The sequence below is a fragment of the Sanguibacter inulinus genome, from assembly GCF_013415325.1.
GTDB lineage: Bacteria > Actinomycetota > Actinomycetes > Actinomycetales > Cellulomonadaceae > Sanguibacter > Sanguibacter inulinus.
Genome location: NZ_JACBYE010000032.1, coordinates 1 through 15,772, shown reverse-complemented (window position 1 = coordinate 15,772; position 15,772 = coordinate 1). Strand labels below are relative to the sequence as shown.

14 protein-coding genes and 1 pseudogene are annotated in these 15,772 nt (G+C 71.0%); 14 read left to right on the top strand and 1 reads right to left on the bottom strand.

Annotated elements, in window-relative coordinates:
- Positions 1 to 38 precede the first annotated feature (38 nt).
- The 5 genes from HZZ10_RS12665 (at position 39) to HZZ10_RS12645 (ending at position 6,742) form a co-directional block, all read left to right on the top strand.
- A complete protein-coding gene (locus HZZ10_RS12665; protein ID WP_179913789.1) occupies positions 39 to 2,726 on the top strand; it encodes a DNA polymerase III subunit gamma and tau in 2,688 nt (895 codons plus the stop codon).
- A 53-nt stretch (positions 2,727 to 2,779) separates the two neighbouring features.
- On the top strand, positions 2,780 to 3,379 hold the full coding sequence (recR, locus tag HZZ10_RS12660; protein ID WP_012865503.1) for a recombination mediator RecR: 600 nt from the start codon (positions 2,780 to 2,782) through the stop codon (positions 3,377 to 3,379).
- Positions 3,372 to 3,974 carry a DUF5063 domain-containing protein gene (locus HZZ10_RS12655; RefSeq protein WP_082544129.1) on the top strand — a complete coding sequence of 201 codons (603 nt, stop codon included), beginning with the start codon at positions 3,372 to 3,374 and terminating at the stop codon, positions 3,972 to 3,974. Before recR ends, HZZ10_RS12655 begins: the two co-directional genes overlap by 8 nt.
- A gap of 246 nt (positions 3,975 to 4,220) precedes the next feature.
- On the top strand, positions 4,221 to 5,519 hold the full coding sequence (locus HZZ10_RS12650) for an aspartate kinase (protein ID WP_179913788.1): 1,299 nt from the start codon (positions 4,221 to 4,223) through the stop codon (positions 5,517 to 5,519).
- 167 nt (positions 5,520 to 5,686) lie between these two features.
- Positions 5,687 to 6,742: an aspartate-semialdehyde dehydrogenase gene (locus HZZ10_RS12645; RefSeq protein ID WP_179913787.1), complete on the top strand. Its 1,056-nt coding sequence runs from the start codon at positions 5,687 to 5,689 to the stop codon at positions 6,740 to 6,742.
- Positions 6,743 to 6,893: 151 nt separating this feature from the next.
- On the opposite strand, the gene HZZ10_RS12640 is transcribed toward HZZ10_RS12645, so the two are convergent.
- Positions 6,894 to 7,361, bottom strand: coding sequence for a hypothetical protein (locus tag HZZ10_RS12640; RefSeq protein WP_218928740.1), 468 nt, complete (start codon positions 7,359 to 7,361; stop codon positions 6,894 to 6,896).
- A 179-nt stretch (positions 7,362 to 7,540) separates the two neighbouring features.
- Here HZZ10_RS12640 and HZZ10_RS12635 point away from each other — a divergent pair, with 179 nt between their 5' ends.
- The 9 genes and pseudogenes from HZZ10_RS12635 to HZZ10_RS12595 form a co-directional block, all read left to right on the top strand.
- Positions 7,541 to 7,942, top strand: a complete 402-nt coding sequence (locus HZZ10_RS12635) for a GntR family transcriptional regulator (RefSeq protein ID WP_179913785.1) — start codon at positions 7,541 to 7,543, stop codon at positions 7,940 to 7,942.
- Positions 7,939 to 8,874 carry an ATP-binding cassette domain-containing protein gene (locus HZZ10_RS12630; RefSeq protein ID WP_179913784.1) on the top strand — a complete coding sequence of 312 codons (936 nt, stop codon included), beginning with the start codon at positions 7,939 to 7,941 and terminating at the stop codon, positions 8,872 to 8,874. The genes HZZ10_RS12635 and HZZ10_RS12630 overlap by 4 nt, the downstream gene beginning before the upstream one ends.
- Positions 8,871 to 9,602 (top strand): hypothetical protein, encoded by a 732-nt coding sequence (locus tag HZZ10_RS12625; RefSeq protein WP_179913783.1) that lies wholly within the window; start codon positions 8,871 to 8,873, stop codon positions 9,600 to 9,602. Before HZZ10_RS12630 ends, HZZ10_RS12625 begins: the two co-directional genes overlap by 4 nt.
- A 68-nt stretch (positions 9,603 to 9,670) precedes the next feature.
- Positions 9,671 to 10,318, top strand: coding sequence for a nucleotidyltransferase domain-containing protein (locus HZZ10_RS12620; protein ID WP_179913782.1), 648 nt, complete (start codon positions 9,671 to 9,673; stop codon positions 10,316 to 10,318).
- Positions 10,315 to 10,713 carry a hypothetical protein gene (locus HZZ10_RS12615; protein ID WP_179913781.1) on the top strand — a complete coding sequence of 133 codons (399 nt, stop codon included), beginning with the start codon at positions 10,315 to 10,317 and terminating at the stop codon, positions 10,711 to 10,713. The genes HZZ10_RS12620 and HZZ10_RS12615 overlap by 4 nt, the downstream gene beginning before the upstream one ends.
- 334 nt (positions 10,714 to 11,047) lie before the next feature.
- A complete protein-coding gene (locus HZZ10_RS12610) occupies positions 11,048 to 12,133 on the top strand; it encodes a 3-deoxy-7-phosphoheptulonate synthase (protein ID WP_179913780.1) in 1,086 nt (361 codons plus the stop codon).
- 119 nt (positions 12,134 to 12,252) lie between these two features.
- Positions 12,253 to 13,797 carry an SLC13 family permease gene (locus tag HZZ10_RS12605; RefSeq protein ID WP_179913802.1) on the top strand — a complete coding sequence of 515 codons (1,545 nt, stop codon included), beginning with the start codon at positions 12,253 to 12,255 and terminating at the stop codon, positions 13,795 to 13,797.
- A 158-nt stretch (positions 13,798 to 13,955) separates the two neighbouring features.
- A complete protein-coding gene (locus tag HZZ10_RS12600; RefSeq protein WP_179913779.1) occupies positions 13,956 to 15,494 on the top strand; it encodes a leucyl aminopeptidase in 1,539 nt (512 codons plus the stop codon).
- A gap of 40 nt (positions 15,495 to 15,534) precedes the next feature.
- A pseudogene (locus HZZ10_RS12595) lies at positions 15,535 to 15,772 on the top strand (hypothetical protein); the annotation flags it as partial.

Below are 15,772 nucleotides of genomic sequence, written 5' to 3'. Positions count from 1 at the left end.
GGCTCGGACCTGTCAGGTGCACCGTCTAAGGTGGCGGGGTGAGCACAGCCCTGTACCGCCGCTACCGTCCCGAGAACTTCGCCGAGGTCATCGGTCAGGAGCACGTGACGGACCCGCTCCGGCAGGCTCTGCGCTCCGACCGCGTGAACCACGCCTATCTCTTCTCCGGCCCACGAGGCTGCGGCAAGACGACCTCCGCCCGCATCCTCGCCCGCATCCTCAACTGCGCGAAGAACACCCCCGAGACCCCGACGGACACACCGTGCGGCGAGTGCGAGTCCTGCGTCGAGCTCGCCCGCGGCGGCCCCGGGAGCCTCGACGTCGTCGAGATCGACGCGGCCAGCCACGGTGGTGTCGACGACGCCCGTGAGCTGCGCGAGCGCGCGACCTTCTCGCCGTCCCGCGACCGCTTCAAGATCTTCATCCTCGACGAGGCCCACATGGTCACCGCGCAGGGCTTCAACGCCCTGCTGAAGATCGTCGAAGAGCCGCCGGAGTACCTGAAGTTCATCTTCGCCACGACCGAGCCCGACAAGGTGATCGGCACCATCCGCTCGCGGACCCACCACTACCCTTTCAGGCTCGTGGCGCCCGAGACTCTCCAGACGTACCTCGGCGAGCTCTGCACGAGCGAGAACATCGCCGTCGGCGGGGGAGTGCTGCCGCTCGTTGTGCGTGCCGGCGGCGGCTCGGTCCGTGACTCGTTGTCGGTGCTCGACCAGCTCATGGCCGGTGCCGAGGGCGGTGTTCTCGACTACGAGCGTGCCGTCTCGCTGCTCGGCTTCACGCACGTCACCCTGCTCGACGACGTCGTCGAGGCGCTCGCCGCCCGCGACGGCGCGAGCATGTTCCGCGTGGTCGACCACGTCGTCGCGACAGGGCACGAGCCCCGCCGCTTCGTCGAAGACCTGCTCGAGCGCCTGCGCGACCTCATCGTGCTGTCGGTCTCGGGCGAGGCCGCCCAGGCCGTGCTGCGCAGCGTCCCGGCCGACCAGCTGGCCCGCATGCAGGCCCAGGCCACCAACCTCGGCGCCGCAGAGCTCTCGCGCTCGGCCGACGTGGTCAACGCCGCGCTCACCGAGATGAGCGGCGCCACCTCGCCGCGCCTGCACCTCGAGCTGCTCTGCGCGCGTCTGCTGCTGCCGGCCGTCGACGACACCGCGACAGGGATCGCGGCGCGTCTCGACCGCCTCGAGCGGGGCGCGGCTGCCGGAGCGCCCGTCGGGCTGAGCACCCCTGCTCCAGCGCGTGTCTCCGCGCCGGTCCAGGCCCCGCAGGTGGCTGCACCGCCGGTCGCGGTCACCCCTCCCGCAGCGGTCGCACCGATGGCAGCACCACAGGTCAGCACCGCACCGGAGGTCGGCGCACCCGTGACCAGCGCGCCGGGCGTACCGGCTGCTGGCGCGCAGGAGCACGGTCCCTCGCAGACGACCCCGGCTGCGGCTGCCGACTCTGCCGCCGCTCGCCCGGCGAGCGTCCCGCCGTGGGAAGACCTCCCGACGGGCTCGACCTCGCAGGAGCAGGTGGCAGAGGCTCCGGTCGAGCCCTCCTCACCGGCTGCGACCGCCGGGCCAGCCTCGGCGACGGCCGAGCACGGCTCGGACGAGCCCGGCCCGGCTGCGTCTGCTCCCCAGGAAGAGCCCCGACCGCAGTCCGCGCCCGCCCCCGCAGCAGCCGCAGCTCCGACGCAGTCCGCGCCGACCCAGGTCCAGCACCAGACGGCGCCGCAGCAGCCCACGCACCACCAGCCCGTCCAGCACGCGCAGCAGCCTGCCGCCGCAGCCGGTGGTCAGTCCGCGCAGTCGGCCGAGATGCTCCGCCGTCGGTGGCCCGAGGTCCTCGACACCCTGAGCCGGATGCGGAAGTCGACGTGGGCGCTCATCGCGCAGAACGCGCAGGTCGCCGACCTCTCCGACACGACGCTCAGGCTCACCTTCGCCTCGACAGGCCTTGCCACCACCTTCCGCAACGGCCCCGGTGCCGAGCTCGTCCAGCGCGCCGTGCGCGAGACCCTCGGCTTCGACGTCCGCGTCGAGGGCGGGATCGAAGAGCCCGGCCGTGCTGCACCGGCACCGGCCGCAGGTTCGGCCGCTCCCGCGCAGGTACCGGCCGGACCGGCGGGCGTCGACCCGGCCGCGGCGGCGGCCTCGTGGGACGTGCCCGTCGCGACGGTCTCTGCCCCGGCCGCTGCACCGGCCCAGCAGGGTGCTCCTGCAGCTCAGGGTGCCCAGAGTTCCGCCCCGGCGGCGTCGACAGCTCCGGCCGCACCCAGCAGCCCGTCGAGCCCGTCGGCTCAGCACGACGGCCCGGGGCGCGGCGCCGTCCCGGCCGAGCGGCGCGGGACCGCCGAAGAGCCTCCGCCCGGCTACGGCGAAGAGCCGCCGGAGGACTACGACCACGGACCCGAACCTGTCCGCGACCGTCAGCCCGACCGCGGCGCGCGCCCCGCGTCCGACGGCCGCCAGACGAGCGCCGCCGGTGCCCAGCAGGCTGCCCAGCCCACGACGCAGACCGGCGGCGACGCGCTCCCGGGCGAGACCCCGCGACAGGCCGCAGAGCGTCGGGTCGCCGAGAGCCGTGCTGCTGAGCAGGCCCGCGCGCAGGTGGTCGACGACCCGCAGCCCGACGACGAAGACCTCGTGTCGTCCGGGCTGGTCGGTGTCCCGCTCGTCACGCAGATCCTCGGCGGGACCATCGTCGACGAGATCGTCGACGGCCAGGTCTGAGCCGTCGCGCCACGCAGGTCCGCGCCGGGCTCGCGCGCACGTAGGCTAGGGGTGTGTATGAAGGCGCAGTCCAAGACCTGATCGACGAGCTCGGCCGGCTTCCCGGCATCGGGCCCAAGAGCGCGCAGCGGATCGCGTTCCACCTCCTCGCAGCCGATGCCGAAGACGCGCGCCGGCTCGCCGAGGCCCTGACCGAGGTCAAGCTCAAGGTCCGCTTCTGCGAGATCTGCGGCAACGTGGCCGAGTCCGAGCAGTGCCGCATCTGCCAGGACCCTCGTCGGTCTGTCGCCGTGATCTGCGTCGTCGAAGAGGCCAAGGACGTCGTGGCCATCGAGCGGACCCGCGAGTTCCGTGGCAAGTACCACGTGCTCGGCGGCGCCATCAACCCCATCGACAACGTCGGCCCCGACGACCTGCGCATCAAAGAGCTGCTCACCCGGCTCGCCGACGGCGCCGTCCAAGAGGTCATCCTCGCGATGGACCCCAACGTCGAGGGCGAGGCCACGGCCACCTACCTCGCCCGGATGCTCGGCCCGATGGGTCTGCGCGTCACGCGTCTGGCCTCGGGCCTGCCCGTCGGAGGTGACCTCGAGTACGCCGACGAGGTGACGCTCGGACGCGCCTTCGAAGGACGGAGGGTCGTCGGTGCCTGACCAGACCCAGCCCCCAGCAGCACCCATCGCCGGCTCGACGCCCGGCACGGACGTCCGCGAGGTCGCCGCCGCTTTCGCGCCGCAGGCCGAGCGGTTCCTGCAGACCTGCGTCGACGTCGCGACAGGCGTCGCACCCGAGGCCGCCATCCCGCTCCTGCTGCTCGCGACCTCCGACGTGCTCGGCGCCGGCGCGCGGCTCGGTGCGATGGTCGACGTCGTGCCGCCGACGCGGTCCGAGCCCGACGACGGCGAGGAGACCGACGTCGACCCGCTCCGGATCGGCCTCGCGCTCGTGCTCGAGGGCATCGACGGGTACACCGAGGTCGTCGACCCCGTGCTGAGCGACGCGACGGGCGACGCCGAGCTCTCGGCCGACCTCGCGACCGTCGCCGCTGCCCTCGGCCAGGGGCTCCAGCACTACGAGGCCGGCCACGTGGTCGAGGCGCTCTGGTGGTGGCAGTTCTCCTACCTCACGTCGTGGGGAGACCGTGGCGCGAGCGCGGTCCGCGTCCTCGCGCTCATCCTCGGGCACCTGCGGACCGACGTCCTCGACGACCCTGTCGTCCAGGCGGAGCTCGAGGCGCTCGAGGACTGACCCCGGCGCCGGCTCGGGTCGGGCTGGTGAGCGGCCCCCGGACCGGTCAGTCTCCGGCCCGCCCGTGCCTCCCGGGTGGCGCGGTGCGGCCCACCGTGCCCGGTCGTCTCGCAGTCGTCCGGGGTGCGGACGGCTGTCGTGGACCGCGGCTGGACGCCGTCGCCCCGCGTCGTACACTCGAACCGTTCGGACAGCACCTGGTGGACGTTTAGATCGACGGGACCAGCTACGTAACGGAGCAGCACAGTGGCACTCATCGTGCAGAAGTACGGCGGATCGTCGGTCGCCGACGCAGAGAGCATCAAGCGCGTGGCCAAGCGCATCAGCGAGGCCCGCAAGGCAGGGCACGACGTGGTCGTCGTGGTCTCGGCCATGGGGGACACGACCGACGAGCTCATCGACCTCGCCCGGCAGATCACCCCGATCCCGCCCTCGCGCGAGATGGACATCCTGCTCACCGCGGGCGAGCGCATCTCGATGTCGCTCCTCGCGATGGCGATCAACAACCTCGGCGTCAAGGCCAAGTCCTTCACGGGGCAGCAGGCCGGTGTCATCACCGACGCCGTGCACGGCAAGGCGCGCATCGTCGACGTCGTCCCCGGGCGCATCCGCGAGACGATCGAGAAGGGCTCCGTCGCGATCGTCGCCGGGTTCCAGGGCGTCACGCAGAGCACGAACGACGTCACCACCCTCGGACGCGGAGGCTCGGACACCACGGCCGTGGCCCTCGCCGCCGGCCTCGGCGCCGACGTCTGCGAGATCTACACCGACGTGGACGGCGTCTTCACGGCCGACCCGCGCATCGTCCCGAGCGCCCGCAAGATCGACCGCATCACCTACGAGGAGATGCTCGAGATGGCGGCCAGCGGCGCGAAGATCCTCGCCCTGCGCTGCGTCGAGTACGCCCGCCGCTACGACGTCCCGGTCCACGTCAGGTCGTCCTTCTCCGGGGCCCCCGGGACCCTGGTCACCAACACTCCCGTCGCCGTCGTCGACGCCGCAGCACCGAACGAGGAAGAGGTCGTCATGGAAGCACCGATCATCTCCGGGGTCGCCCACGACCGCAGCGAGGCCAAGATCACCGTCGTCGGTGTGCCCGACGTCCCGGGCACCGCGGCACGCATCTTCGAGGTTGTCGCGGGTGCTGGCGCGAACATCGACATGATCGTCCAGAACATCTCGGTCGCCTCGACCGGGCGGACCGACATCTCCTTCACCCTCCCTGAGGAGGACGGCCCGATCGCGACCACGGCGCTCAACGCCGTCCGCGAGGCCATCGGCTTCGAGTCGATCCAGCTCGACGACCAGATCGGCAAGCTCTCGCTCATCGGCGCGGGCATGAAGTCCCACCCCGGGGTCTCGGCCAAGCTCTTCGGTGCGCTGCGCGACGCGGGCGTCAACATCGAGATGATCTCGACCTCGGAGATCCGCATCTCGGTCGTCACGCGCGAGGACAACCTCGACGCGGCCGTCCGCGCCGTGCACACGGCCTTCGAGCTCGACACCGAGGCCGAGGCCGTCGTCTACGGCGGCACCGGCCGCTGAGCCGCGCGCCGCTCGCACCGGCCCGGACGACCTGCGAGATGCCGGTCGGTCGGGGCGTGCCCTGTCTGACCGCACCGGCCCTCGCCGGAGGACGCGCCTGACACCCATTAGCTTCGTAGAACTCGCCCGGGTCTAGAGCCCGCGGCACAGACGAGAGGTCTGAACCCATGAGCCACCCCGGTCTGCACGTCGCCGTCGTCGGAGCCACCGGGCAGGTGGGCGCCGTGATGCGCCAGCTGCTCGAGGAGCGCGACTTCCCGATCGCCTCCATCCGCTACTTCGCGTCGGCGCGGTCCGCCGGCACGACCCTCCCGTGGAAGGGCCAGGACGTCGTCGTCGAAGACACCGCGACCGCCGACCTCAGCGGGATCGACATCGCCCTGTTCTCGGCAGGCGGGTCGACGTCGACCGCCCAGGCCCCGCGCTTCGCGGCGGCCGGCGCGGTCGTCATCGACAACTCCTCGGCCTGGCGCCTCGACCCCGAGGTCCCGCTCGTCGTCGCCGAGGTGAACCCCGAGGCGATCGCCGACGCGCCCAAGGGGATCATCGCGAACCCCAACTGCACCACGATGGCCGCGATGCCCGTGCTCAAGCCGCTCGCAGACGCCGCGGGCCTCGAGCGCCTCATCGTCTCGACCTACCAGGCGGTCTCGGGCTCCGGTCTCGCCGGGGCGACAGAGCTCGACTCGCAGGTCCGGGCCGCTGTCGAGCAGGACACCGTCGGCCTCGTGCGCGACGGGTCTTCGGTGACCTTCCCGGACCCCGTGAAGTACGTGAAGAACATCGCCTTCAACGTCATCCCGCTCGCCGGGTCGCTCGTCGACGACGGCTCGGAGGAGACCGACGAAGAGCAGAAGCTCCGCAACGAGTCCCGCAAGATCCTCGGGCTGCCCGACCTCGCCGTCGCAGGCACCTGCGTGCGCGTACCGGTGTTCACGGGGCACTCGCTCTCGATCAACGCCGAGTTCGGCCGGGCCATCACCTCGGAGGAGGCGCGCACGCTGCTCGCTGCCGCCCCGGGCGTCGAGCTCGCCGACGTCCCCAACCCGCTGGCTGCTGCCGGTGCGGACCCGAGCTTTGTCGGCCGCATCCGCCAGGACCAGTCGGTCCCGGGCGGCCGTGGGCTGGTCCTCTTCGTCAGCAACGACAACCTGCGCAAGGGTGCGGCCCTCAACGCCGTCCAGGTCGCAGAGCTCGTCTCGGAGCGTCTCGCCGCGCGCTGACGACGCCTCTCGCGACGCCGTCTCCAGGTGGTGACGGGCGGACACGCCTCTCGACACCCCTGCGCCTGCCTCGGCAGCTGCAGGGGTGTCGTGCGTCTGCCCCCGTGGCGTGGTGACGGTGCGGGGAACGATGGACGTGCCCCTCGGGCGGTCAGCCGCCGGTGAAGGACTGGACGGCCAGCTCGGCGTCGGCTGCCGCACAGGTCTCGGCGACCGACGCGAGCGTGTCGTGCCATGCGGGCGAGCCGATCCCCTCAGACGGGCCCTTCGCGCCTGCTGCGACGGGTGGCGTCGTCGCGCGCAGGTCCGCGAGCCCCTGGCTCAGGACAGCGTCGTCGCTCGCAGGGATGCGGGCGAGGACGCGGGTCGCGAGCTGGTACCACCCCTCCCTCTCCGGCTCTGCCATACGTCCCTCGGCGAGACCGAGGTCCGCGTTGTCCACGATCGTCATGACGTCGCTCAGTGCCGAGCAGACCGTGGCGTCGTCCGCCACGACGACGTCGCGACCCGGGGGCTGGCTCGCTGCTGACGCCTCGGCGCCGTCGGGTGTCTCGCAGCCCGACAGCGCCAGGCCTGCACAGACCGTCATCACCAGCACGCTCCCTCGTATCGCTCTCATCTTCGGGTCCCTGTCCCCTCGCAGTGAGCCCTGAGAATACCGAAGCGGCAGGGTCGGCCGCCCTCCGGGCGCTTCAGCGGGGACGGGGCACTTGCGCCGACGACGGTTACATGGTTCATTAGTGGAGTAATGAACCAGTGAGGCGGATGAACGCTGTCCGAGAGCGAGGGAGGTGCAGCGTGTTCGACGGACGAGACCCGATCTATCTTCAGATCGCCGACCAGATCCGGCGAGACGTCCTCGCCGGCTCCCTCCCGGAGGGGACGCAGGTCATGTCGACGACCCAGTACGCGACGACCTTCCGCATCAACCCGGCGACCGCCGCGAAGGCCTTCGCCCTCCTCGTCGACGACGGGGTCCTCTACAAGCAGCGCGGCGTCGGCATGTTCGTCGCCGACGGAGCTGCCGAGCGGCTCCGCGCCGCCAGCCGGGCAGACTTCTTCGCCGACGAGCTCGCCCCGGTCCTCGAGCGGGCCGCGCTCCTCGGGATCACCACCGACGAGATCCAGCGCTACATCGCCGGCACCGCCACCACGGCACCCCAGACCGTCCAGAACCTCAGCCAGGAGGCTCCGTCATGACAGGTTTCAGCGTCGAGCTGCGCGGTGTGGGGGTCGACTTCGACCGCCCCGCCCTCAGCGGGGTCGACCTCACGCTCGCACCCGGTGTCGTCCACGGCCTGCTCGGCCGCAACGGCTCCGGCAAGACCACCCTGCTCTCGCTCCTCGCGGCCTTCCGCCGTCCGACCCACGGGAAGGTGCTCGTCGACGGCGAAGACCCCTTCGAGAACGAGCGGGTCCTCGAGGGCACGTGCTTCGTCCGGGAGAGCGGTGACGTGCTCGGCGACGAGAACGTCAAGATCAACCTCGACTTCGTCGAGAGCATGCGCCCTTCCTTCGACCGCGCCTACGCCGAGGAGATGCTCGACCAGCTCGAGGTCCCGATGCGCACCAAGGTCGAGTCGCTGTCCCGTGGGCAACGCTCTGCGGTCGGCGCGAGCCTGGGCCTCGCCGCCAGGGCGCCGCTGACCATCCTCGACGAGGTGTACCTCGGCATGGACGCGCCGTCGCGCTACAGGTTCTACCAGTCGCTGCTCGTCGACTACGTCGAGCACCCGCGCACGATCGTGCTGTCCAGCCACCTCATCGGCGAGCTCGACAGGGTGCTCGAGCACGTGACGATCCTGCACAGGGGCAGGGTCCTGCTCACCGACAGCGCCGAGTCGCTCCAGGCCCGGGGCTCGACCCTCACGGGGTCTGCCTCCGCAGTGGACGAGGTGGTCGCCCAGCTCGGCATCGACGTGCTGGCCCGGACCGTGCTCGGCGGGACCGCCCAGGTCACCTTCGTCGGGATGCTCGGTCAGGACGCGCACGCCCGGGTCCGCAGCGCCGGCCTCGAGCTGGGCCCGGTGCCGCTGCAGGACCTCTTCGTCCATCTGACCGACAGGTCTGCGGCTCCCGCAGAGCCCGCAGGCAGTCCCGAGCACCACCACGCCGAGGAGGTCGACCGATGAGCACAGTCGAGGCACCGCGCCGCGCACCCGCGCGGAAGAGCCAGGCCCGCCGCGCCGGTGAATGGCTGCTGTGGTCCCACCTGTACATGGCGGCGTGGTTCTGGGGCGTCGTGCTCGTCCTCGCCGTGGGCACCTCTGTCCTGCTGAGCGACGACAGGTTCGACCAGGCGGGGACGAGCACCATCGCCTTCGGGGTGCAGGCCGGAATGTGGTTCAGCTTCGCGATGGCGATCGCCCTCAGCCTGCGTCAGCTCGAGGCGCACGTCGCCGCCGGCATGACACGGCGGTCCTTCTTCAGGGCGAACGTCACGGTGGCCTCGCTGATGGCGGTCGTCTACGCCCTCGTCATGGTGCTGCTGCTCTGGGTCGAGTCGCTCGTGGCCCGGGCGGCGGGGTGGGAGGTGCGCCGAATCAGCCAGACGATGTACGACAGCGTCGCCGACCTCCCCGGCCTGTTCGTCGTGTACCTGCTCGTCTTCCTCGTGGGGGCCTGCGCGGGGCTCGTCGTCGGGATGGCGTACCAGCGGCTCGGCGGGGTCTGGGGGACCGTCGCACTCGTGCCGGCCATCCCACCGGTCTTCTTCGTCATGGACATCCTCGCCGAGGATGGGGGCGGATGGCTGCCCGATGCGCTCGACCCGAACGCCGTGCGTATGCTCGTGGCTCTCGTGGTCGCCGCGGCCTACGTGCTGGTCTACCGCTCGCAGATGCGCAGGGTGACGATCTGACTCGTCGACGACCGTAAAACTATTTCTACACATCGTCGAAATAGTTGACACTGTGTAGAGATACTTGCATGCTCGTGAGCATGGACCTTGCCGCCCCGCTGCGATCGCTGATCCCGAGCCTCGACTCTGCTGTGCTCGAAGTCTTGGCGGGTACTGCGTCAGGTCTCAGCGCGACCCAGATCGCCCGCCTGTCCAGCCGTGGGACCCGCGCAGGACAGCATGCGGTACTCAACCGCCTGGTCGAGCATGGTCTGGTGCGTGCGGAGCAGTCCAACACAGGATCTCTGTACAGCCTCAACCGTGAGCACCTCCTGGCGCCGGCGGTCCTTGCGGCGATGAACGCAGGCGAAGAGTTCTTCTCGTTGTTGACCCGGAGGTGCGAGAGTCTCGCCCCGCTTCCTGCCCACGTCTCAGTCTTCGGCTCTCATGCTCGCGCCGAGGCGACGGCCTCGAGCGACATCGACCTGATGGTGATCGTCGATGACGAGGTGGACATCCATGATGCCCGGTGGAGTGATCAGGTAGAGGATCTCGAAGACCAGGTCTTGAGGTGGACGGGTAACCGTCTCGAGACGCTCGTCCTCTCGATGACACGGTTTCGCGCCGTGGTCCGGGCCGGTGAACCGCTCGTGGCGACGTGGGCAGCGGACGCGCGCACCGTGGTCGGCCCTCGACCGCGCGAACTTGTCCTCGCACTCGGCGAGGGCGAGCGATGACTCCCAAGAAGCTGACGACGCGCCCTGGTGATCGAGGACAGGCCAAGAAGCGGGCAGGCATCGCTGGCACCTACCTAGAGGTGGCTCGACTCGTCGAGTCTGAGGAAGGCGCGACGGTCAACGTGTGTGTCGGACTCGCGGTGCTCGCCGGCATCGCCGCTGGCGACGCGATCTGCCTGTCAGCCTTGGGCGAGAGGTACTCAGGCACAGATCACCGCAGCGCCGCGGATCTCCTAGGCAGGGTCGACAGCGATCTGGGCAAGCACCTGAGGAAGCTCGTCTCGTTCAAACCTGCCAGTCACTACGGCGAGCGTCTGCTCGGGAGTGTTGACCGTGGTGCAGCGCTGCGAGCAGCTGAGGCCTTGGTGGAGGCGGCTTCTCGGCGGACGAGGTAGAACCCTGGGAGCGGCTCGAGAGCGTTCGAGTGGCGAAGCGCCGTGAGACGCCTCGTCTCGTCCGCGATGCACCCGTGCTAGCCTCTCCTTGTGACCGGAAATCGTTGGTATCTGCGCTTTACGCTGGCTCCTGGTGGGGCCGAGCGGGCGTACGCCTGACCAACCGACCACCGGAGCCAGCACAGGACCTTGACGCAGACGCGCGTCGGGGTCCTTCGTCTTTTCAGACGGGCCGACTCCGCACCCCGGATCTTCGTGGCCTGCACGGCTCCGTCTGAGACCACCCCCTCTCAGCCGCAGCCCTCGTCAGACCCCCGAACGGAGACCCGCCCCCATGTCCGCCCACTCGTCACTGGACGCTCTCATCGACGCTCACAGCACCAACGACCTGCGCATCCGCGCCCTCGACCCGCTGCCCGCCCCGGCGACGATGCTCGCCGAGCTGCCCCTCTCCGAGCGCAGCGCGGAGCTCGTCGAGCGCAGCCGCGGTGACGTCCGCGACGTCGTCCACGGCACGGACGAGCGCCTGCTCGTCGTCGTCGGCCCCTGCTCGGTCCACGACCCCGCCGCAGCACTCGACTACGCCCGCCGCCTCGCGCCCCTCGCGCAGGAGCTCTCCGACGACCTCGTCGTCGTCATGCGGGTGTACTTCGAGAAGCCCCGCACCACTGTCGGGTGGAAGGGCCTCATCAACGACCCCGGCATGGACGAGTCCTTCGACGTGAACCGTGGGCTCCGCCTCGCCCGCGAGGTCCTGCTCGGCGTCCTCGACGAGGGTGTCCCGGCGGCCTGCGAGTTCCTCGAGCCGACGAGCCCGCAGTACATCGCCGACGCCGTCTCGTGGGGTGCGATCGGCGCCCGGAACCCGGAGAGCCAGGTGCACCGCCAGCTCGCCTCGGGCCTCTCGATGCCCATCGGCTTCAAGAACGCCACCGACGGTGACGTCCAGGCGGCTGTCGACGGCTGCGTGACGGCGGCCGCCGAGCACACGTTCTTCGGGATCGACTCCGAGGGCCGAGCCGCGGCCGTCGCGACGACGGGCAACCCCGACTGCCACGTGATCCTGCGTGGCGGTCGCTCGGGCCCGAACTTCGACGACGCCTCGGTCGCCGACGCGCTCGACGTCGTCGGGGCCTCGGGTCTCGGCCGGCGTCTGGTCATCGACGCGAGCCACGGCAACTCCGGCAAGTCGCACGTGCGTCAGGCCGAGGTCGTCCGGGAGATCGCCGGCTCGGTCGCCGCCGGGAACCGCGGGATCTCCGGGATCATGATGGAGAGCTTCCTCGTCGCCGGTGCTCAGAAGCCTGCGCCGAGCGGGCTCGTGTACGGGCAGTCCGTGACTGACGCGTGCATCGACTGGGACACCACGGCGGAGCTGCTGCACGAGCTCGCCGCAGCCTCTCGCGCCCGCCGGGGCTGACACCCGCGCTGGACTGGACGACGAGGTCAGGAGGGCCGGGCGACCGGCCCTCCTGACCTCGTCCCCCGAGACTGGTCCGCCAGGGGTACCCGCGCGGTACTGTCACGCGTGTGGACGACATGACAGTGACGATCGTGATCCTCGTGGTCGCAGTGCTGGTCTTCGTCTGGAACAGGGTCCCTGTCGGCCTGGTCGCGATCGGGGTCGCACTCTCGCTCTGGGCCACCGGAGTCGTGTCGCTCGAGCAGGCCTTCGGAGGCTTCGGCGACCCTGTCATCATCTTCATCGCTGCGCTCTTCGTGGTGAGCGACGGGCTCGAGGCCTCAGGTGTCACGGCGTGGGCCGGGCAGCAGCTCGTCGACAGGGCGCGCGGCAGCAGACGTCGGCTCGTCGTGCTGCTCATGGCCCTCGTCGCCCTCGTGACAGCGCTCATCAGCGTCAACGGGGCTGTCGCGGCGCTGCTGCCGATGGTCGTCGTCACGGCCGTGCGCCTGGGGCTCTCGCCGTCGCAGTTCCTCGTCCCGCTCGCCTTCGGCGCGCACGCCGGGTCGCTGCTCGTGCTCACCGGGACCCCCGTCAACGTGCTCGTCTCCGAGCTCGCGGTCGGTGCTGGCGAGAAGCCCTTCGGGTTCTTCTCCTTCACGCTCGTCGGGCTCCCGCTCGTGCTGGGGACCATCCTCGTCGTGGTGCTCTTCGGACCGCGGCTCTTGCCTGTGCGGACGCCCGCCGCCCTGCCACGCGACCTCAGCGGTCATGGCAGGCTGCTCGCGCAGCAGTACGACCTGCCCGACGACGCGCTGCTCGCGAGCGACACAGGAGTCACCGAGGTCGTCGTCTCCCCGCGGTCGTCGCTCATCGGGGTCGAGGCCTTCCCCGGCATGGTGACCGACTCGGGCGACCTCGTGATCGCCGCGATCCAGCGGGGCGGTGACGACGTCGGGCGGACCGCGCTCGTGGCCGGGGACGCCCTCCTGCTCCAGGGGACCTGGGAGGCCCTCGACCTCACGACCTCCGACCCCGACGTGATCGTCGTGGACCCACCGCAGCTGCTGCGCAGGCAGGCCGCACCGATGGGCGCTCGTGCCAGGGTCGCGATCGGCATCGTGCTCGGCATGGTCCTCCTGCTCGCGACCGGTGCGGTCCCGGCAGCCGTCGCCGCGCTCCTCGCGGCCTGCGCGATGGTCCTGCTGCGCGTCATGACGGTCACCGAGGCACACCGCTCGATCTCGTGGACCACGCTGATCCTCGTGGGCGGGATGATCCCGCTCTCGGTCGCGATCCAGAGCACCGGGCTGGCCGACAGCATGGCCGGCGGCCTCGTCGAGGCCGTCGGGGCTGACAACCCCCACCTGCTCCTGCTCGGGATCGTGGTCGTCACGGTGATCCTGGGTCAGCTCATCAGCAACATGGCGACAGCCCTCGTGATCGGTCCCATCGCGGTGGCCGTGGCCCTCGACACCGGTCTCTCGCCGCTCCCGATGCTCATGGGAGTCACCGTCGCAGCGGCAGCGTCGTTCCTCACGCCGGTCGCGACACCCGCCAACACGATGGTCTTCGGGCCGGGCGGCTACAGGTTCGGGGACTACTGGAGGCTCGGTCTCCCGCTCACCGTCCTGTTCGTCTCGGTGGCCACCTTCCTTGTGCCGGTCTTCTGGCCGTTCTAGGCTTCGAGGGAACCAGGGCATCACCAGGACACGATGACCAGGGGTTCTGCGGCTCGTCGAGGGCGGACACCGTCCGCTCGAGCGGAGCCGCCTGTGCCGTCGTGCGGGCTCGACCCGACCAGTGCTGCCCGCCAGACCGACGACGAGGACGGACACCGATGAGCACCGCCGAGCACAGACTGATCCCCGAGAGCTTCACCCCGACGCCGTCGAGGGGAGCCCTCGAGTCGTTGACGGTCTCCGTCCTCGACATCCTGGGCGACGCCGAGGCCGTCGGGTACCCGGTCGGGCTCGAGGGAGAGGTACCCGTCGAGCTCGGTGTGGGACGTGACGCGCTCGCTCACGTGGACTTCGAGGGACGGGTCGGCCAGACCGTCGTCATGCCGCGCCGCGACGGCGTGACCGTCGTGGCCGTGGGCATCGGGCACGCCGACGAGCTCTGCGCCGCCGAGCTCCGCGACGCGGCCGCGGCCTTCGCCCGGGCCGCTGGCCGCTACGCGTCGATCGCCCTGCACCTGCCGGCCGAGACCGACGTCGACGCCGAGGCTGCCGGCCAGGCCGTCGTCGAGGGTGCGCTGCTGGCGCGCTACCGCTACTCGGCCCTCAAGTCCGCGCCGAAGGACGTCCCGCTGACGAGCCTGGAGATCGTGGCCCCCGAGCCCGACAGGGCCGACGTGGCCGCAGGTGCCGAGCGCGGCATGGTCGTGGCTGCGGCGACCGAGCTCGCACGCGACCTCGCGAACTCGCCCCCCGGGCACCTGACAGCCACCGACCTGGCCGACCTGGCCGAGCGCATCGGCCCGGAGCACGGTCTCGAGGTCGAGACCTACGACAAGGCCCGGCTCATCGAGCTCGGTTGCGGCGGGCTGCTGGGCGTCAACGCGGGCAGCACCGAGGAGCCGCGGATGATCCGCCTGCGCTACGTGCCGACCGACGCCGACGGCGCACCCGTCGAGCCGCAGGGCACGCTCGCCCTCGTCGGCAAGGGGATCATGTACGACTCGGGCGGCATCAGCCTCAAGCCCTCGGACCCCATGCACCTCGCCATGAAGATGGACATGTCCGGGGCTGCCGCCGCGCTGGCCGCGCTGACGGCCCTCGAGGCGCTCGGCTGCCGCACGGCCGTCACGGCGTACCTCATGTGCACCGACAACATGCCGTCGGGCTCGGCAGTCAAGCTCGGCGACGTCCTGACCATCCGCAACGGTACGACGGTCGAGGTCAAGAACACCGACGCCGAGGGGCGCCTGGTGATGTCGGACGCCCTCGCCCTCGCGGCCGAGGAGCAGCCTGACGCGATCGTCGACATCGCGACCCTCACGGGCGCTGCGCTCGTCGCCCTCGGGCAGTCGACCGCGGCCGTGCTCGGCAACGACCAGACCCTCGTCGACGCCGTGCTCGCCTCGAGCCGCGCGACCGACGAGCAGGTGTGGCAGCTGCCCCTCGAGCAGCGCTACCGCAAGCAGCTCGACTCCGACGTCGCCGACATCTCCAACATGGGCGGCAAGTACGCCGGGGCCACCATCGCGGCGCTGTTCCTCGCGGAGTTCGTCGACGGGATCCCGTGGGCGCACCTCGACATCGCCGGCACCATGCAGTCCGAGACCGACGAGTCCTGGCGCCCGCGCGGCGCGACGGGCTTCGGCACCCGGCTGCTCATCGATCTCGCGCTCGGGTTCGCAGCACCGGCCGAGTGAGCACCGCACCATCCCGCAGACCCGACGGACGGAGACCATCATGAGGCACAGCAGGACCACGACCCTCGCGCTCACGGCGACGCTCGCCGCGGGCATGCTCGCAGGCTGCTCGTCGGAGGACTCGTCGACGCCGGCCACCTCGGACGAGGCGACCACGAGTGCGTCGACCGAGACGCCCGGCACCGACGACGCGTCGGCAGGCTCGTTGCCCGACGGTGTGACGGTGTCCCTGCCCGAGGGTGTCGAGGCGCCGTCGGGGGCCAGCGGGGGTGCGGGGC